Origin of the sequence: Serratia sp. B501, assembly GCF_051172315.1 — a bacterium.
Lineage (GTDB): Bacteria > Pseudomonadota > Gammaproteobacteria > Enterobacterales > Enterobacteriaceae > Serratia > Serratia ureilytica.
The window spans coordinates 406,306-423,337 of the sequence record NZ_JBPIZB010000001.1 but is presented as its reverse complement, the minus strand read 5'-3'; the positions used below and the strand labels follow the sequence as shown (position 1 = coordinate 423,337).

At 57.8% G+C, this 17,032-nt stretch carries 17 protein-coding genes and 1 other annotated feature; of the genes, 2 read left to right on the top strand and 15 right to left on the bottom strand.

The window, feature by feature from the left end:
• Positions 1 to 7: 7 nt before the first annotated feature.
• The 12 genes from btuC to ACSBQV_RS02205 all read right to left on the bottom strand — a co-directional run bounded on the left by btuC (position 8) and on the right by ACSBQV_RS02205 (position 11,583).
• Positions 8 to 1,015, bottom strand: a complete 1,008-nt coding sequence (gene btuC, locus ACSBQV_RS02260) for a vitamin B12 ABC transporter permease BtuC (RefSeq protein WP_094142146.1) — start codon at positions 1,013 to 1,015, stop codon at positions 8 to 10.
• Positions 1,016 to 1,194: 179 nt separating this feature from the next.
• Positions 1,195 to 1,611 carry a DUF2502 domain-containing protein gene (locus ACSBQV_RS02255; protein WP_099782833.1) on the bottom strand — a complete coding sequence of 139 codons (417 nt, stop codon included), beginning with the start codon at positions 1,609 to 1,611 and terminating at the stop codon, positions 1,195 to 1,197.
• A gap of 551 nt (positions 1,612 to 2,162) precedes the next feature.
• On the bottom strand, positions 2,163 to 2,459 hold the full coding sequence (gene ihfA / locus ACSBQV_RS02250) for an integration host factor subunit alpha (RefSeq protein ID WP_004931414.1): 297 nt from the start codon (positions 2,457 to 2,459) through the stop codon (positions 2,163 to 2,165).
• 4 nt (positions 2,460 to 2,463) lie between these two features.
• The gene (gene pheT, locus ACSBQV_RS02245; protein ID WP_033652458.1) at positions 2,464 to 4,851 is read right to left on the bottom strand and encodes a phenylalanine--tRNA ligase subunit beta; all 2,388 of its coding nucleotides are present in this window, start codon (positions 4,849 to 4,851) and stop codon (positions 2,464 to 2,466) included.
• A 14-nt stretch (positions 4,852 to 4,865) separates the two neighbouring features.
• A complete protein-coding gene (pheS, locus tag ACSBQV_RS02240; RefSeq protein WP_004931416.1) occupies positions 4,866 to 5,849 on the bottom strand; it encodes a phenylalanine--tRNA ligase subunit alpha in 984 nt (327 codons plus the stop codon).
• Between the two features lie 187 nt (positions 5,850 to 6,036).
• Positions 6,037 to 6,159 (bottom strand) — a sequence feature (Phe leader region).
• The gene (gene pheM, locus ACSBQV_RS02235; protein ID WP_121626058.1) at positions 6,111 to 6,155 is read right to left on the bottom strand and encodes a pheST operon leader peptide PheM; all 45 of its coding nucleotides are present in this window, start codon (positions 6,153 to 6,155) and stop codon (positions 6,111 to 6,113) included. (Overlaps the previous feature by 45 nt.)
• A gap of 113 nt (positions 6,160 to 6,272) precedes the next feature.
• Positions 6,273 to 6,629, bottom strand: coding sequence for a 50S ribosomal protein L20 (gene rplT / locus ACSBQV_RS02230; protein ID WP_004931417.1), 357 nt, complete (start codon positions 6,627 to 6,629; stop codon positions 6,273 to 6,275).
• Between the two features lie 43 nt (positions 6,630 to 6,672).
• The gene (gene rpmI / locus ACSBQV_RS02225; RefSeq protein ID WP_004931418.1) at positions 6,673 to 6,870 is read right to left on the bottom strand and encodes a 50S ribosomal protein L35; all 198 of its coding nucleotides are present in this window, start codon (positions 6,868 to 6,870) and stop codon (positions 6,673 to 6,675) included.
• Positions 6,871 to 6,968: 98 nt separating this feature from the next.
• Positions 6,969 to 7,520: a translation initiation factor IF-3 gene (gene infC, locus ACSBQV_RS02220; protein ID WP_048233542.1), complete on the bottom strand. Its 552-nt coding sequence runs from the start codon at positions 7,518 to 7,520 to the stop codon at positions 6,969 to 6,971.
• Between the two features lie 3 nt (positions 7,521 to 7,523).
• Complete coding sequence (gene thrS / locus ACSBQV_RS02215; protein ID WP_025159696.1) at positions 7,524 to 9,452, bottom strand: threonine--tRNA ligase; 1,929 nt, start codon at positions 9,450 to 9,452, stop codon at positions 7,524 to 7,526.
• 218 nt (positions 9,453 to 9,670) lie between these two features.
• Positions 9,671 to 10,294, bottom strand: coding sequence for a hypothetical protein (locus ACSBQV_RS02210; RefSeq protein ID WP_047026212.1), 624 nt, complete (start codon positions 10,292 to 10,294; stop codon positions 9,671 to 9,673).
• 239 nt (positions 10,295 to 10,533) lie between these two features.
• On the bottom strand, positions 10,534 to 11,583 hold the full coding sequence (locus ACSBQV_RS02205; RefSeq protein ID WP_099782829.1) for a YrzE family protein: 1,050 nt from the start codon (positions 11,581 to 11,583) through the stop codon (positions 10,534 to 10,536).
• A 223-nt stretch (positions 11,584 to 11,806) separates the two neighbouring features.
• On the opposite strand from ACSBQV_RS02205, the gene ACSBQV_RS02200 reads away from it, so the two are divergent.
• Both ACSBQV_RS02200 and ACSBQV_RS02195 read left to right on the top strand, forming a co-directional pair.
• Complete coding sequence (locus ACSBQV_RS02200; protein WP_025302614.1) at positions 11,807 to 12,034, top strand: hypothetical protein; 228 nt, start codon at positions 11,807 to 11,809, stop codon at positions 12,032 to 12,034.
• A 107-nt stretch (positions 12,035 to 12,141) separates the two neighbouring features.
• Positions 12,142 to 12,831: a MarC family NAAT transporter gene (locus ACSBQV_RS02195; RefSeq protein ID WP_033652461.1), complete on the top strand. Its 690-nt coding sequence runs from the start codon at positions 12,142 to 12,144 to the stop codon at positions 12,829 to 12,831.
• A 36-nt stretch (positions 12,832 to 12,867) separates the two neighbouring features.
• On the opposite strand, the gene ACSBQV_RS02190 is transcribed toward ACSBQV_RS02195, so the two are convergent.
• From ACSBQV_RS02190 to ACSBQV_RS02180, 3 genes are all read right to left on the bottom strand, one after another.
• Positions 12,868 to 14,001 (bottom strand): ABC transporter substrate-binding protein, encoded by a 1,134-nt coding sequence (locus ACSBQV_RS02190; RefSeq protein WP_047026214.1) that lies wholly within the window; start codon positions 13,999 to 14,001, stop codon positions 12,868 to 12,870.
• A 150-nt stretch (positions 14,002 to 14,151) separates the two neighbouring features.
• Positions 14,152 to 15,435 (bottom strand): serine/threonine protein kinase, encoded by a 1,284-nt coding sequence (locus ACSBQV_RS02185; protein WP_033652462.1) that lies wholly within the window; start codon positions 15,433 to 15,435, stop codon positions 14,152 to 14,154.
• A 256-nt stretch (positions 15,436 to 15,691) separates the two neighbouring features.
• Positions 15,692 to 17,029, bottom strand: coding sequence for a c-type cytochrome (locus ACSBQV_RS02180; protein WP_033642870.1), 1,338 nt, complete (start codon positions 17,027 to 17,029; stop codon positions 15,692 to 15,694).
• Positions 17,030 to 17,032 lie beyond the last annotated feature (3 nt).

Genomic DNA, 17,032 nt, shown 5'->3' with positions numbered 1-17,032 from the left:
AAGAAAACTACCTTACGCCTTTTGCCCGGGTCAGTAACCAGATAAATAGCGGCGCTCCCAGCGTAGCGGTCACCACGCCGATCGGCAGTTCGGCCGCCAGCAGCGCAACGCGGGCGATCACATCGGCCACCAGCAACACGCCGGCCCCCGCCAGCGCGCAGGCCGGCAACAGATAGCGTTGATCGGTCAGGCCGGTGAGCCGCAAAATATGCGGGATCACCAGCCCGACGAAGCCGATCACCCCGGCGAGCGCCACGCTGACGCCCACCAGCCAGCCGATCGCCAGCACCAGCAGGTTGCGCCATAGATGCAGCGACAGCCCGAGCTGCCGCGCCTGCACCTCGCCCAGCGCCATCAGGTTAAGCGCTCGCCCCTGGCCACACAGCCACAGCAGCACCGGCAGCAGCGCCAACACCAGCCACTTTTGGCGCCAGTCGACGCCGCCGAAGCCCCCCATCATCCAGTACATCAACTGCCGCAGATCGAGACTGGTGCTGAAATAGACCGCCCAGGTCATCAGCGCGCTGCACACGATGCCCAGCGCCACTCCCACCAGCAACAGCCGCGCATTGGTCAGGCGGCGCCGGCGAGCGAAGCTCAGCAGCAAGAACGTCATCGCCAGCGCGCCTGCTATCGCGGCGGCGCTCATCAGCGCTACCGGCAGCAGACCGTGGCCCAGCAGCACCGTCAGCACCAGCGCGACGCCGGCGCCGTTCGCCACCCCCAGCAGGCCAGGTTCCGCCAACGGGTTTTCAAACAGCGCCTGCATCACCGCCCCGGCTACCGCCAGGGCGGCGCCGACCAACATCACCGCCAGCGCACGCGGCAATCGCAGTTGCCAGACGAACAGCTGCGCCCGATCGCTGAACCATTCTGACGGCCATATCCATCGATCGCCGGCGCAAAGGCTAAACAGCAATGCCAGCACCACGCCCAGCGCCAACAGAATGACCTGGCGTTTATCGCGGTAACGTTGATGTTGCAACAGTAAGGTGAAGGTACGGCTGGTTGGCATGGCGCGGCGATTCCCTGCCGGCCGCTGTCGTGGCCGGATAATTGACGTCTGAGTCAAATATTAGGGGGTTAACGCCGCAAGGGGAAGCCTTGCGTAAACGATGGCGCAGGAAAGCAGCGGCTGGCCCTGCCCGTCATCGCCAGGATGATGGCAAAACCAGCCGCCGATAAACTCAGGGGTTAACGATGCTGACCGGGGTTGCCCTGCGGATAGGGCCGGCCACGGCCGTCATCGCGTCGGTCATGGTCGCCGCGATCGTCATGGCGGCCATCATGATCACGATTATCGCGATCGCCGTGGAAAGGATTGCCGCTGCGCGCCGGCTCGCGACGCTCATAGCCGCGCGGCGGCGAAGGCTGCCAGCGCCCGCCGTCCCAGTACAGGCCGCGCGCATTGCGCTCCCCCAAACCGCGGCCTTGGTGTGCATGCCACCATTGCGGGGGACGCCAGTCGTAGCCATCCCAGTAGTAACCACGGCGGTCCTGATCCCCCAAATGCAGGGAAACGCCCGGCACGTTGATATCGACGGAGACATCGGCCTGTGCCGCCAGCGGCAGCAACAGAGGGAAACACACCAGCAACAGGATCTTTTTCATTTTGCCTTCTCACTCTATTTTTCTTGCTGCAGTGGTTATATCAGTGCGCTTATTTAGCGACTATCTCACCGGTGCCTATTTTCAGATCGTTTTCGACGGCCTTACACAATCCCGACACTGTTTGCCGACGTCTTTAATTATTATTGCCTCTGCCAAGGCTTAACGAATAACTGACATCGCTTAAGCGGCGCGACAATGATAATTAAACGGATCCCCACCGGAGGATAATAAGATGATTAAACGACTCGGTATGCTGCTGGCCGTGGTCGCCCTGGCCTCAACCCTTAGCGCCTGTTGCTGGGGCCCTCACGGAGGCGGCGGCCACCGTGGCGATGGCCCTGGCCATTATTACGGCCGTTATTGAAGTGAGAAATAAAAGCCACGCATTACATTAAATAAGATATAAGAATATTCCGCAATTAAGGGCAATGATTTTCGCCGTGCCGACTTAACGGCTCAATGAAGTCATGTCTTATCGATTAGGAATAAACTGAATTTTGTCCCAGAAAAGAAAAAGGCCGCGCAAGCGGCCTTTTTTGATGTCACGTCACTCACCCTTTCGGGCTGGCGTTTTCTACCCGGCTTTTCAGCTTCTGCCCCGGACGGAAGGTCACCACGCGGCGCGCCGTAATCGGAATATCTTCGCCGGTCTTCGGGTTACGCCCCGGACGTTGGTTCTTGTCACGCAGATCAAAGTTGCCAAAACCCGACAGTTTTACCTGTTCGCCATTCTCAAGGGCCCGACGGACCTCTTCAAAGAACAGTTCCACCAGGTCTTTGGCGTCCCGTTTGCTAAGCCCAAGCTTCTCAAACAGGTGTTCTGACATTTCAGCTTTAGTAAGCGCCATAGGTTCAATCCCTCAAGGATGCTTGGAATCGCTGTTTTAGAGCCTCTACGCATTTTGCAACGGTAGCGGCTATCTCCTCTTCTTCCAGTGTACGAGCGGTATCCTGCAATACCAGACTGATAGCCAGGCTCTTGTCACCTTCTGCCACGCCCTTGCCACGGTACACGTCAAACAAGTTTACGCCAACTACCTGATTTGCGCCAACTTTCTTACACTCGGCCAAAATATCTTCTGCGGGGACGTTTTCAGCCACCACAATGGCGATATCACGGCGGTTTGCCGGGAAGCGCGAAATCTCCCGCGCCTGAGGCACGGCGCGGCTCGCAAGCTTGTTCCACTCCAGTTCAAACACCACGGTGCGGCCGTTAAGATCCAGTTTACGTTCAAGTTCCGGGTGAACCACACCGATGAAACCAACGCGTTCGCCGTGCAAATAAATCGCCGCACTTTGCCCTGGATGCAGGGCCGGATTGGCTTCCGCCCGGAACTGAATTTCGGATAATTTACCGGTCAGCTCGAGGACAGACTCCAGATCCCCTTTTAAATCATAGAAGTCGACGGGCTTGCGCGCCAGATCCCAGTGTTCATCGTGCGTATGGCCGGCGATCACGCCCGCCAGCATGACGTCCTGACGGATACCCAGATCTGCCGCACTATCAGGCACAAAGCGCAGGCCGCTTTCGAACAGGCGCAGGCGCGTCTGCTGGCGGTTCTGGTTATACACCACCGCGGACAGCAGGCCGGTCCACAGCGACAGACGCATCGCCGACATTTCGACCGAAATCGGGCTCGGCAGGATCAGCGCTTCTTCATTCGGGTGCAGCAGCGCCTGCACTTTCGGATCGACGAAGCTGTAGGTGATCGCTTCCTGATAACCGTGATCGACCAGCATGGTCTTCACGCGCTTGAGCGTCAGATCGGCTTCGCGATGCTGGGTCATCACCAAATCGGCGCGCACCGGCACATCCGGAATGTTGTCGTAGCCGTAAACGCGCGCCACTTCTTCCACCAGATCCTCTTCGATCTCCATATCGAAACGCCAGCTCGGCGCGACCGCTTGCCAGCTGTCGCCCTGTTCGGTCACCTGGCAACCCAGGCGGCGCAGAATGTCGCTGACCTGCTCGCTCGGCACCACGTGGCCGATCAGGCGATCCAGCTTCTCGCGGCGCAGCGTGATGGTGGCACGCTTCGGCAGTTCATTCTCGTGAGTCACGTCGATAATCGGGCCTGCCTGGCCGCCGCAAATGTCGAGCAGCAGGCGCGTGGCGCGCTCCATGGCTTTGTACTGCAGCGCCGGATCGACGCCGCGCTCATAGCGGTGAGAAGCATCGGTGTGCAGGCCGTGACGCCGCGCGCGGCCGGTGATCGACAGCGGGCTGAAGAAAGCGCACTCCAGCAGCACGTCCTGGGTTTCGCCGTTGACGCCGGAATGCTCGCCGCCGAAGATGCCGCCCATCGCCAATGCTTTTTGATGATCGGCGATCACTAAGGTGTCGGCGTTCAGTTTGGCTTCGTTGCCGTCCAGCAGCGTCAAGGTTTCCCCTTCTTCCGCCATGCGCACCACGATGCCGCCGTCGATGCGGCTCAGATCGAAAGCGTGCATCGGCTGGCCAAGTTCCAACAGCACATAGTTGGTGACGTCGACGACGGCATCGATAGAACGGATACCGCAACGACGCAGTTTTTCACGCATCCACAGCGGGCTTGGCGCCTTGACGTCGATGCCTTTCACCACGCGGCCCAGATAACGCGGGCACGCCTGCGGCGCGTCAACACGGATCGGCAGCGTGGCGTCAATCGTCGCGGGCACCGGGCTCATGTCCGGTTCGGTCAGCGCAACCTGGTTCAGTACGCCCACGTCACGCGCGACGCCGATGATGCCCAGGCAGTCGGCGCGGTTCGGGGTGACGCTGATCTCGATGGTGTTGTCGTTCAGTTTCAGATAGTCACGGATGTCGGTGCCGATCGGCGCATCCAGCGGCAGTTCGATAATGCCGTCATGATCGTCGGAAATGCCCAGTTCGGAGAACGAACACAGCATGCCTTCCGAAGGTTCGCCGCGCAGTTTGGCGGCCTTGATTTTGAAATCGCCCGGCAGCACAGCGCCCACGGTGGCGACCGCCACTTTCAGGCCGGTGCGGCAGTTCGGCGCGCCGCAGACGATGTCGAGCAAGCGATCGCCGCCCACGTTAACTTTAGTGACGCGCAGTTTATCGGCGTTCGGGTGCTGACCGCACTCGACAACCTCACCCACCACGACGCCGTTAAACGCGCCGGCAACCGGATCCACGCCGTCCACTTCCAAACCGGCCATGGTGATTTGATCGGATAATGCTTCGCTGCTGATGGCCGGGTTTACCCACTCGCGCAACCAGAGTTCACTGAATTTCATGTGATATTCCCGCCTTACTTAAACTGTTTGAGGAAACGCAGATCGTTTTCGAAGAATGCGCGCAGGTCGGTGACGCCGTAACGCAGCATCGTCAGGCGCTCCATGCCCATACCGAAGGCGAAGCCGGAGTAAACTTCCGGATCGATGCCCACGTTGCGCAGCACGTTCGGATGCACCATGCCGCAGCCCAGCACTTCCAGCCATTTACCGTTTTTACCCATCACGTCCACTTCGGCGGACGGCTCGGTGAACGGGAAGTAGGACGGACGGAAACGAACCTGCAGGTCTTCTTCAAAGAAGTTATTCAGGAAATCGTGCAGCGTGCCCTTCAGGTTGGTGAAGCTGATGTCTTTATCGACGATCAGCCCTTCCATCTGGTGGAACATCGGGGTGTGAGTCTGATCGTAGTCGTTACGATAAACGCGGCCCGGCGCAATGATGCGGATCGGTGGCTGCTGGTTCTTCATGGTGCGGATCTGCACGCCGGAGGTCTGAGTGCGCAGCAGGCGCGTAGCGTCGAACCAGAAAGTATCGTGGTCGGCGCGCGCCGGGTGATGCCCTGGAATGTTCAGCGCGTCGAAGTTATGGTAATCGTCTTCAATCTCCGGGCCGGTAGCGACGGAGAAGCCCAGCTCGCCGAAGAAGGTTTCGATGCGGTCGATGGTGCGGGTCACCGGGTGCAGGCCGCCGTTTTCCATGCGACGGCCCGGCAGGGAGACGTCGATGGTTTCAGCCGCCAAGCGCGCGTTCAGCGCGGCGCTTTCCAGCGCGTTCTTGCGCGCGTTCAGGGCGTCTTGCACCTCTTGCTTGGCCTGGTTGATCACCGCGCCGGCCGCCGGACGGTCTTCCGCCGGTACGTCGCGCAGAGACTGCATCTGCAAGGTGAAATGACCTTTCTTGCCAAAATATTCGACGCGCACCAAATCTAACGCGGCAACATCCTGGGCATCTTCTACGGCTGCCTTGGCATTGGCAACCAGCTCTGCGAGATGTGGCATTGCTTTCCTCTTCCTCTGGCCGGGATGGCCCTAAGTAATTGTTATCTATTATTCGAACACGCCTTTGAGCAATCTTCAAAGACTTTTCAATGCGTTGCTGGCCAGGCGGCTCGCCTGCGCGGCGCAGGGCCGGCTGAGTACCCGCCGTTCTCACCGCAACGCTTTGCAAGGCGGGACGATGGCCAAAAACAAAAAAGCCTCCACGAGGGAGGCTTAGGCGCTACTTTTCGTTTCTTTTCTTACGCGCAAAGCCTCCTGAAGTCAGGCGCTAAAGTAAAAAAAGAAACGAAAAATAGCTGCGTGCATGATTGCGGTACCTTGTCGATGATTGTCCACCAGTGATATAGCGGCGGGCAATGAAAGTCAATATTTGTCGCTGAAAACAAAGATTAAAAGAGGGAGCAAGCTCCCTCTTCTACTGACTTACGCCAGAGCTGCTTTCGCTTTCTCAACCAGTGCGCCGAAGGCCACTTTGTCGAAGACTGCGATGTCAGCCAGGATCTTACGGTCAATTTCGATCGAGGCTTTTTTCAGGCCGTTGATGAACTTGCTGTAAGACAGACCGTTCTGACGAGCAGCTGCGTTGATACGTGCAATCCACAGCTGACGGAACTGACGCTTACGTTGACGACGGTCACGGTAAGCATACTGACCTGCTTTGATTACTGCCTGGAAGGCAACACGATATACGCGCGAACGGGCACCGTAGTAACCTTTCGCCTGCTTCATGATTTTCTTGTGACGTGCGCGTGCAATTACACCACGTTTTACGCGAGCCATATGCTCTCTCCTAAAGTCTTATTCTAAATTCAAAAAAAATGGCTTATGCGTACGGCAGGCACGCGGTAACCAGGACCAGATCGTTTTTAGACACCATGCCTTTCGGACGCAGGTGACGTTTACGCTTGGTTGCTTTTTTGGTCAGAATATGACGCAGGTTGGCATGTTTACGCTTAAAACCACCGCTGCCGGTTTTTTTGAAGCGCTTGGCTGCACCACGTACAGTTTTAATCTTTGGCATTTTAATTAAATCCACTTCGCATTGTTAAACAACGAATCAGTTGGGCGAATAAAACCCACACAGCGCAAGCGCCGCGCGGGTTCCATTACTTGTAAGCCTTACTGTTTCTTCTTAGGAGCGAGCACCATAATCATCTGGCGGCCTTCGATCTTCGTAGGGAAGGACTCGACCACTGCCAGATCCATATCTTCACACAGGTCTTTACGGACGCGGTTAAGCACTTCCATGCCGATCTGCTGGTGCGCCATCTCACGCCCGCGGAAACGCAGGGTGATTTTGGCTTTATCGCCATCTTCCAGAAAGCGAATCAGGTTGCGTAGTTTGACCTGATAGTCGCCATCATCGGTGCCAGGACGGAATTTGATTTCCTTAACCTGGATAACTTTTTGCTTCTTCTTCTGTTCTTTCGTCGACTTGCTCTTCTCGTAGAGGAATTTGCCGTAATCCATGATTCGGCAAACTGGCGGTTCGGCATTTGGGCTGATTTCTACTAAATCAACGCCCGCTTCCTCAGCTTTTTCAAGAGCTTCATTCAGACTGACAATACCAATCTGCTCGCCATCGACGCCGGTTAGGCGAACTTCTTGCGCGCGAATTTCTCTGTTAATGCGATTAGGACGCGCCGGTTGAACTCGTTTTCCGCCTTTAATACTTTATTCCTCCAGTTGATGAAGACTACGGCTGCGAATCTCTTTCAGCAGCTTGTCTACGACTTCGTTTACGTCCAGGCTTCCCAAGTCTTTGCCACGGCGGGTACGAACGGCAACTTTGCCTGCTTCGACCTCTTTGTCACCGCACACCAACATGTAAGGGACTCGACGTAAAGTATGTTCGCGAATTTTAAAGCCAATCTTCTCATTTCTCAAGTCCGCTTTCACGCGAATACCTGCATCCTGCAGTTTTTTGGTCAATTGCTGGACGTAATCAGACTGGCTGTCGGTGATATTCATCACCACCACCTGCACCGGAGCGATCCAGGTCGGGTAGAACCCGGCATATTCTTCGGTAAGGATACCGATGAAGCGTTCCATGGAGCCCAAAATGGCGCGGTGAATCATTACCGGCACGACGCGATCGTTGTTTTCACCAACGTACGATGCGCCCAAACGGCCCGGCAAGAAGAAATCGAGCTGCACGGTACCACATTGCCATGCGCGATCCAAACAATCATGCAGGGTAAATTCAATTTTCGGTCCGTAGAAGGCGCCCTCGCCCGGCTGGTACTCGAACGGAATGCCGTTCTCGGTCAGCGCGGCGGCCAGGTCTTCTTCCGCACGGGTCCACATGTCGTCGGTACCGATGCGTTTTTCCGGGCGCGTGGACAGCTTGACGGCAATCTTGTCGAAGCCGAAAGTGCCGTACACGTCATAGACCATGCGAATGCATTCGTTCACTTCGGCGCGCACCTGCTCTTCGGTACAGAAGATGTGGGCGTCATCCTGCGTGAAGCCGCGCACGCGCATCAGGCCGTGCAGGGAACCCGAAGGCTCGTTGCGATGGCAGCTGCCGAATTCGCCCATGCGCAGCGGCAAATCGCGGTACGACTTCAGGCCCTGGTTGAAGATCTGCACGTGACCCGGGCAGTTCATCGGCTTGATGCAGTATTCGCGGTTTTCCGACGCGGTGGTGAACATGGCGTCTTTGTAGTTTTCCCAGTGGCCGGTTTTTTCCCACAGCACGCGGTCCATCATGAACGGACCTTTCACTTCCTGGTACTGATATTCTTTGAGCTTCATGCGCACGAAGGCTTCCAGCTCGCGGAAGATAGTCCAACCGTCGTTGTGCCAGAACACCATGCCCGGCGCTTCTTCCTGCATATGATACAGGTCGAGCTGTTTGCCGATCTTGCGGTGATCGCGCTTGGCCGCTTCTTCCAGGCGTTGCAGGTAGGCGTTCAGCTGCTTCTTGTCTGCCCAGGCGGTACCGTAGATACGCTGCAGCATTTTGTTTTTGCTGTCGCCGCGCCAGTAAGCGCCGGAGGTTTTCTGCAGTTTGAAATGGTGGCAGAAACGCATGTTCGGCACGTGCGGACCGCGGCACATGTCGACGTATTCTTCGTGGTGATACAGGCCCGGACGATCGTCATGGCTGATGTTCTCATCCAGGATCGCCACTTTATAGATTTCGCCGCGCTCAGCGAAGGTGTCGCGGGCTTCTTGCCAGCTGACCTTCTTCTTGATGACGTCGTAATCCTTATCGGCCAACTCGTGCATCCGCTTTTCCAGCAGATCCAGGTCTTCCTGCGTCAGGGTGCGGTCGATATCCACGTCATAATAGAAACCGTTGTCGATCACCGGACCGATCGCCATTTTGGTATCCGGCCACAGCTGCTTGATCGCATGACCCAGCAGGTGCGCGCAGGAGTGGCGCATGATTTCCAGACCGTCTTCGTCTTTGATGGTGATGATGGCCAGCTGCGCATCTGATTCGATCAGATCGCCGGCGTCGACCAGCTCGCCGTTGACACGGCCGGCGATACAGGCTTTCGCCAGGCCAGGGCCGATATCGCGCGCGACATCCATCGGGGAAACGGGGTGGTCGAAATGACGCTGACTTCCGTCAGGAAGGGTAATAACAGGCATTAATAATTCCTTATCTACAGTGGTGACCCACACGACAGATCACATGCAGTACGAAAATTGGATTTTGGGTTTGGTCAGCCAGGTTTCAGATCTCGCCCACAATTGCCAGATTGAAACCTCACTGGGTATACAGAATGGAACGCATACCTTCTCAGCCGCATTCGGCTAAGCGAATAGTATCACTAAAATTGTTCCGGATAAATAAAGCGCCGCCGCCCTCACACTTTCGCTCTATCCGGCGCAAACACGCCTTTCAGGTAGCTAAGGGTGGCCAGCAGGCACAGGCCGTAGCCCAGCAGTTCGCATCCCTCTTCCACCATGTTTTTCACCACCCGGTTGTAACCGTCCAGCATCAGCGTTTGCCACAGCGCGCTCATGCCGAATAGGCGTGAAAACACCAGAATGCACAGCAGGCCGGCGCACATCATGCCGTAGCCGGGGTGCGACACGATATAGACCAGGCCGCGCGCCGTAGCCGCAATATGCCTTGCGGCATGCCACAGACAGGCCAAGGCGACCGCCAGCGCGAACCACACCCAGGCGCCGTGCCACAACGCATCGAAAGCGAAGTCCATCTCGCGGATCAGCATGCAGAGAAAGAAGCCGCCAACCAGCAGCCAGGCGGAACGACGCTCGGCCTGTCGCCGAGCCGCGGCGAAGAAACCGCCGGAGATGGCGAGCAGCAACAGCTCCTGCGCCGCTTCGGTCAACGAGGTTTCATGCACGAAGTTATGCAGCCAGTGCACATCGATAAACACCAGGCCGACCAATGCCGCCATGAAGGCGGCGGAAAGCGCGAATGCGCCGATTTTCCCCAGTAAAATATGCAGTTCTTGTTTCATAATCACACTCATTATTATTTACAGCGCCTCTATGGTATCCACCTGTTCTCAGGGATCGTGGCAATTGATGCCTAATGCCCTGCGCCGCGCGAAAGGTGGTCGTTAATTACGCCGAAACAATAAAAAACCCCGGCACCTGGGCCGGGGTAAGGCCAGTCTTTCCTGGCAGTCACTTCATCGTCGTCAGTATTCCAGGCTCTCATCCCTATATCATCGAGACGCGCAAAGGAGCCTGAAGATTACGCCTTCGCAGGTGATACCGCGATACGGTGGACATTGGTGTTAACGCCCCACAAGCCGGCCAACGCACTGACCACTGCGCCAATCAACAGCGCAAAGAACGACCACAATGCGGCCCGCGACAATTCGTCCGCAGCAGCGGCAGCCTGTTCGCGCGCCTTCTGTTTCAGCTCCACATACTCCTGTTTTGCCTGATTGATTTTTGCTTCGGCGTCATCCAAACGCTGATTAACCAGCTGCGCAGTTTTATTTTTGGCTTCGACCAAATTCTTCACCGTCTGGTCCACTTCCTGCGGCGTCATATCGGTATTTTCCGCCAAGGCCTTTTTCAGGGCGTCTTGATCCACATCTTGCGAGATGGCCTCACCCTGTTTTTTAAGCTTGGCGACCAGTTGATTAATAATGTCGTCGCTATTGTCAGGCTGAAGTGCCAGAGCTTTTACTGCGTCCGCCAAATCAGTTTTGGCCGCATTCAACTGCTGTTGCATGAATTCAGGCTGCAATGACGGGATACCGCTTTTTTTAAGCGCCGTAACCACATCGCCTTGCAGCTGTTCAGGTTCCAAGGTTGTGTCAATGCCCAACTTGTCAAACACTTTACCGCCGGCGTCCGCCAATCCGGATGCCCCTTTGCCAATTGCTGAACCGGCGCCGGAGAGCAAGCTGCCGGAGGTCGAAGCGATAGCGCCCAGCGCATTGCCGGTCGCCTTCACGGCAGACCCGACCAGCATCCCACCCAGCACCGCCGCCACAATCAGTGAGGTCGCCCATACCAGGAAGCCATGAATAAGTCCGTCATTAGCAGCCAAACGCCCGGCAATAAAAGCGCCGGCGGCCAAACTAATAATGATTGAAACAGCGGACCAAATCACTACGGTGGTACCGGCGCCGTTTATCGGATCGTCTGATGTCGGATCCACGATGGAGAATCCAAGACTGGTGCCTAACGTCGACAGCAACAGTGAAACAGCCAATACGGTGATCACGCCGCCGATGACGCTGCCCCAGGAGATTTTTTTCGCTGCTACCCATTCTTTTGCCACTTCCATAGTAAAACTCCTTTTAAGTTTTCGATTATAAAGAAATGCCAGAAAGCCTTACCATTATAGACTCGCTTCATCAATCAGGCGGTTAAAGGGTGAAAAAAGTTAAAAATAATTAATGATAATGACTTCAGAAGTGCGTTTACTTTCAGCGGCGCTACGCTGACAGACCGCCTTAGCGTCACTATTCTTACGCTATCCACCAATGAACAAGGTCTTAGCGCACAACATGAACCGGTTACTCGCAGCCCTCATCGTGGCGTGCGCGGCATTGGCGACGTTATATGGGCTGGTGCATTTTGGCGCGCGTTCGGTGCCGCGCGCGATTGCGGTCAACGAGGCGCCGCTGGGGTGTGAGGATGAACCTGAGCTCGCCGGCGAGTGCGGCGATGACGATGAGGCTCCCGCCGACGAATTTCGCCGGCCGGCGACGCTGAACGCCCGGGCCGACGGTTAATTAACGTTACGAGCTATCCCCATTGCCGCCAGGCGTACGGCAGGCTAGGCTGTTCAGCTCATGGGCCGCCGTTTGGCGGCTTGAACGTTGCACAGGGAGTCTATTTTATGACGGGTATTTTGCAGTTATTCCAGGCCATCGGACTGGGTTTGGTGCTGCTGTTGCCGCTGGCCAACCCGCTGACCACGGTGGCGTTGCTGCTCGGGTTGTCCGGCAATATGACGCGCGAAGAGCGTAATCAGCAGTCGCTGATGGCCTCGGTTTATGTGTTCTGCATCATGACGGTGGCGTTTTATGCCGGGCAGGTGGTGATGAACACCTTCGGCATTTCGATCCCCGGCCTGCGCATCGCCGGCGGCCTGATCGTCGCCTTCATCGGTTTTCGCATGCTGTTCCCGCAGCAGAGCCCCGAAGACGCGCCGGAGGTGGAGAGCAAGTCGCACGAGCTGCGCCACAAGACGTCGGCCAACATCGCCTTCGTGCCGCTGGCCATGCCGAGCACCGCCGGGCCGGGCACCATCGCGATGATCATCAGCTCGGCGTCGAGCGTCAAAGCGAACTCGCTGGGTTTTGAACCCTGGGTGTTGGCCGTGGCGCCGGTCGCCATCTTCCTGACGGTCGCGGTGATCCTGTGGGCCTGCCTGCTCAGTTCCGGCGCCATCATGCGGTTGGTCGGGAAAAGCGGCATCGAGGCGATCTCGCGCCTGATGGGGTTCCTGCTGGTGTGCATGGGCGTTCAGTTCATCATCAACGGCGTGCTGGAGATCATCTCCACCTATACACCGGCCGCCGCCTGACCATGAAAAACGGGCGCGACACCGCGCCCGTTGCCGTTATTTCCCCGCCGGCGCCTGCGCGCCCAAAATGCCCTTGCCTTCCGGCACTTCGGTAAAGCGACTGAGGATCTCGCTGTAGGTCTTGGCCGGATCCAAATCCGGGAACTGCGCCGGATAGATAAATTTCGCCAGATACTCCAGCCCGACGATGTTGTACGGGTGGTTGTAGAAGTTATGGTAGATGCCGTAGAACCGCCCTTCCTTCACCGCCGACACCTGCGAGAACCCCGGGCGCTGCTTCATGCGGTTGAAGGCCTCATCCACCTGCTGCTGCGTCACGCCATAGCCGAACGGCACCGCGGCGTTGGTCTTGCTGGCCCACTGCGAGCCGGAAACGATGTAGGCATCCGGTTTCATGCTGATCACTTTTTCCAGCGCCACGTCGCCGGTCGCGCCCGGCAGCAGCGCAGAACCGATGTTGCGCGCGCCGACCGCTTCGACCAACGCGCCCCAGCCGACGTGCGCATGGGTGAAGCAGCAGGATTCCAGGCCATTCAGACCGGCCTTGGCTTCGAAGAACACCAACGGTTTGGGTGCCACCGCCTGCGTTTTGGCCAGAATGGCCTGATAATGCTGCTGATAATAATCGGTATATTGCTTGGCTTCGCTTTCACGGTTGAGGGTTTCCCCCAACAGCGTCACGCTTTTCGGCGTGTTTTCCACCGGCTTGAGCATGGTATCGATAAACAACACCGGCACGTTCAGCGCCTTCAGCTTATCCAGCACGCCGGTTTGGCTCAGCGAAGGCTTGGAACGCAACTGGGCGATCATCAGATCGGGCCGCTTGGCGATCACGCTCTCCAGATTCACTTCGCCTTTATCGCTGAATCCCATGTCGATGATGTTTTTCGCCGCCGGCCATTTGCTCTGCAAGATTTCCCAGGTCGCCGCGTCGCTTTTCTTCAGCAGGTTATTCCAGGCCACCAGCCGGCCGAACGGGTTGGCGCGATCGAGCAGCGCCAGCGTAAGAATGTCGCGCCCGTCCTGCACCACGATGCGTTTCGGCTCCTGCTGGAGGGTGACCGTCTGGCCGGAGGTGTCGGTCAGGGTCAACGGATAGGTAGTAGCCATCGCCGGAGAGGCGAGTAAGGCGGCGCAAACCAGCGCCGGCAAAGTGATTCGACGGTGCACGAAAGACTCCTTAGTCATGAATACATTCAGGAAATACTAATGAGAATGGCTTGCATTATCAAAGATAACGCCCGGCATGCCGGCGATTAATTGCAAAGGGATGTGTAAAGGAAGGATAAGAGGCGCGCCGGAGGCGGCGCGCCCAGGGGATCATATCAGGCCGTAGATCAGCGCCGAGAGCGCGATCAGCCCCATCACCAGCACGAAGACGTTGCTCGCCGCGCGATATTGGCGCATGGCCGGCACCGCACGCACGGCGTACATCGGCAAGATGAACAGGATCGCCGCAATCAGCGGGCCGCTGATGGTTTCGATGATATGCAGCGCGCTGGGGTTCCACACCGTCGCCGCCCAGGTGAGCAGGAACAGCGACACCGCCGAGATGCGGTGCGTCATGCGCGAGCTGAGCGGCTTGCCGACCGCGCGCGTGACGCCGTCGATCAGGCTGGTCGCCCCTTCCGTCACCCCCAGCGAGGTGCCGAGATAGGATTTGGCCATCGCCAGCATCGCCATCACCGGGCCAAGGTAGGCGATCAGCGGGTTGGAGAACTTGTTGGCCAGCGTGGTCAGCACCGTGATGTTCTGCTCTTTCGCCTGCAGCATGTCTTCATGAGACAGGCTCAGCACGCAGCTGAACACGAAGAACAGCACGGTAACGCAGATCAGCACATAGCTGTAGCGCATGATGCGCGCGCAGCGGCGTTCCGCCTTGTCGCCGTACAGGCTCTTCTGGGTCGAGGCGAAGGAAGAGATGATCGGCGCATGGCTGAAGGAAAACACCATCACCGGCACAGCCAGCCACAGAGAATGCCACAATCCCGGCGTGTCGAAGCGGGTGGCGGCCAGGCCATGCACGAAGTTGGCGGTATTCCAGCTCGGCATCAGATAGAGCGAAATGCCCATCAGGAACACCAGCAGTGGGAACACCAGCATGCCCATCGCCGCCACGATGCTGTCTTTGCCGCGCAGCAGCACCAGATTGAGCACCACCACCACCGCCAGGCTCAGCCAGAGGCGCGGCAGCGGCGCCACGTGAAACTGATGGATCAGGAAGCTGTCCAGCGCATTGGTGATCGAAATGCTGTACACCAGCACGATCGGGAAGAACGCCATCAGATACAGCACCATGATGATTTTGCCGGCCAGCACGCCGAAGTGTTCCACCACCACATCGTGAATGTTGCCGTCGCGGCTGGAGCCGGAAAGCACGAAACGGCTGAGCGCGCGGTGCGGCAAATAGGTCAGCGGGAAAGCGAACAGCGCCATCAACAGCAGCACCAGCGGGCCGTTCAGGCCGGCGTTGATCGGCAAGAACAACGTACCTGCGCCCACCGCAGTCGCATAGAGACCGAACATCCAGACGGTGTCGGTTTTGTTCCATTTGGCAGTCTGAGCGGCCGTCAGCGTGCCTGAATCGGGAGAAATCGTACTCATGAGACAGTCTACCTTAATCTGCGGCGACAACGATTGCGCCTAACGGGATATCCTTCTCCGCGAGTTTTTTAATAATAATCAGTGAATTAAAGCGATATTTCATACTTACGCCTGATGAAAGGACGGCAAAGGATAATGAAAAATCCGCTGCGGGTCTATGTTTTATCGGCTGAACGGACGATTTGCGAACACAATCTGCTGAAAAAGCAGGCGGCAGCAGAAAAACTAAGGGCCCCTTGCGGAGCCCTTAAACGGTTTACTTCTTCGCGTCCGGATGGTCCGGCACCTCGGCGCTGCCCATCTCCTTCTCATCGCGGATCATCGAGCGGTCTTTACGCACGTCGGCCACGTCGGAGGCGCTCACCGGTTTGGCGCTGTTGCCCCAGCTGGAGCGGATGAAGTTCACCACGTCCGCCACCTGCTGATCGTTCAAACGCCAGCCAAACGGCGGCATGGTGATGTTGGACACCGCGCCCTGCACCGCCGGCGTGGTGTTGCCGGTCAGCACGATATGGATCAGCGAGGTCGCGTCCTCGGTCTGCACCACCGGATTGCCCTTCAGCGACGGGAAGGCGCGCTTGTAGCCCACGCCGTCGGTGCGGTGGCAGGCCGCGCAGTTATCGACATACAGGGCCGCACCGGGCTTGCTGTCATTCCCGCGCCACAGATCCTTGGCCACGCTGTCTTCGACCGGCGCCGCCTGCTGCTTGCCGTCTTTCGGCGGCAGCGATTTCAGGTAGCGCGCAATGGCGGTCAGATCGTCGTCGCTCAGGTATTGCAGGCTGTGCTCCACGACGTCGCTCATGCCGCCGAACACGATGGCTTTGTCGTTACGGCCGGTTTTCAGGAACTCGGTCAGCTCGGCTTCGCTCCAGCTGCCCAGGCCGTCCTTGCGGTCGCCGCGCAGGCTGGAAGCCACCCACCCGTCGATCGGCGCGTTGCTCCCGGACAGGTAGTCGTCGCTTTCGCTGTTGCTCAACGCTTTCTCCTGCATGGTGATGCTGCGCGGGGTATGGCAGGCGCCGCAGTGGCCCAGGCCTTCCACCAGGTAGCGACCGCGCTCAATCACCGGATCGGCCTTGGCGTCGGCGACAAAATCCGCCGGCGACGGCGCAAACATGCCGCGCCAGATGCTCAGCGGCCAGCGCATCGACAGCGGCCACGGGATGTCGGAGTCCTTGTTGGCCTGCTCCACCGGCTGCACGCCGTGCATGAAATAGGCATACATGGCGCGCATGTCGTCCTCTTTCACCAGCGCGAACGACGGGTACGGCATCGCCGGGTATAGGGTGCTGCCGTTTTTGGCTACGCCCTTACGCACCGCGTTGTCGAAATCCTCGAAGCTGTAATCGCCGATGCCGGTTTTCTTGTCCGGCGTAATGTTGGTCGAGTAGATGGTGCCGATCGGCGTCTCCATCGCCAGGCCGCCGGCGAAGGTCTTGCCGTTCTTGCCATCGGTATGGCAGGCCACGCAGTCACCGGCGCGCGCCAGGTACTCGCCGCGCTTGATCAGCTCGCTGCTGACGGTAGCGTCCTGCGCCCAAACGGAGAAACTCACTGCACTGAGAACCAGTGCTGGTACAAATGCTTTCATCGT

What these genes read in the sequence shown, in the direction of transcription:
- rplT (WP_004931417.1), bottom strand. Translation starts at nt 6,629, where the DNA reads ATGGCTCGCGTAAAACGTGGTGTAATTGCACGCGCACGTCACAAGAAA.
- thrS (WP_025159696.1), bottom strand. Translation starts at nt 9,452, where the DNA reads ATGCCTGTTATTACCCTTCCTGACGGAAGTCAGCGTCATTTCGACCAC.
- ihfA (WP_004931414.1), bottom strand. Translation starts at nt 2,459, where the DNA reads ATGGCGCTTACTAAAGCTGAAATGTCAGAACACCTGTTTGAGAAGCTT.
- ACSBQV_RS02210 (WP_047026212.1), bottom strand. Translation starts at nt 10,294, where the DNA reads ATGAAACAAGAACTGCATATTTTACTGGGGAAAATCGGCGCATTCGCG.
- ACSBQV_RS02185 (WP_033652462.1), bottom strand. Translation starts at nt 15,435, where the DNA reads ATGAGTACGATTTCTCCCGATTCAGGCACGCTGACGGCCGCTCAGACT.
- ACSBQV_RS02255 (WP_099782833.1), bottom strand. Translation starts at nt 1,611, where the DNA reads ATGAAAAAGATCCTGTTGCTGGTGTGTTTCCCTCTGTTGCTGCCGCTG.
- btuC (WP_094142146.1), bottom strand. Translation starts at nt 1,015, where the DNA reads ATGCCAACCAGCCGTACCTTCACCTTACTGTTGCAACATCAACGTTAC.
- rpmI (WP_004931418.1), bottom strand. Translation starts at nt 6,870, where the DNA reads ATGCCAAAGATTAAAACTGTACGTGGTGCAGCCAAGCGCTTCAAAAAA.
- ACSBQV_RS02195 (WP_033652461.1), top strand. Translation starts at nt 12,142, where the DNA reads ATGACGGGTATTTTGCAGTTATTCCAGGCCATCGGACTGGGTTTGGTG.
- ACSBQV_RS02180 (WP_033642870.1), bottom strand. Translation starts at nt 17,029, where the DNA reads ATGAAAGCATTTGTACCAGCACTGGTTCTCAGTGCAGTGAGTTTCTCC.
- ACSBQV_RS02205 (WP_099782829.1), bottom strand. Translation starts at nt 11,583, where the DNA reads ATGGAAGTGGCAAAAGAATGGGTAGCAGCGAAAAAAATCTCCTGGGGC.
- ACSBQV_RS02200 (WP_025302614.1), top strand. Translation starts at nt 11,807, where the DNA reads ATGAACCGGTTACTCGCAGCCCTCATCGTGGCGTGCGCGGCATTGGCG.
- pheT (WP_033652458.1), bottom strand. Translation starts at nt 4,851, where the DNA reads ATGAAATTCAGTGAACTCTGGTTGCGCGAGTGGGTAAACCCGGCCATC.
- pheS (WP_004931416.1), bottom strand. Translation starts at nt 5,849, where the DNA reads ATGCCACATCTCGCAGAGCTGGTTGCCAATGCCAAGGCAGCCGTAGAA.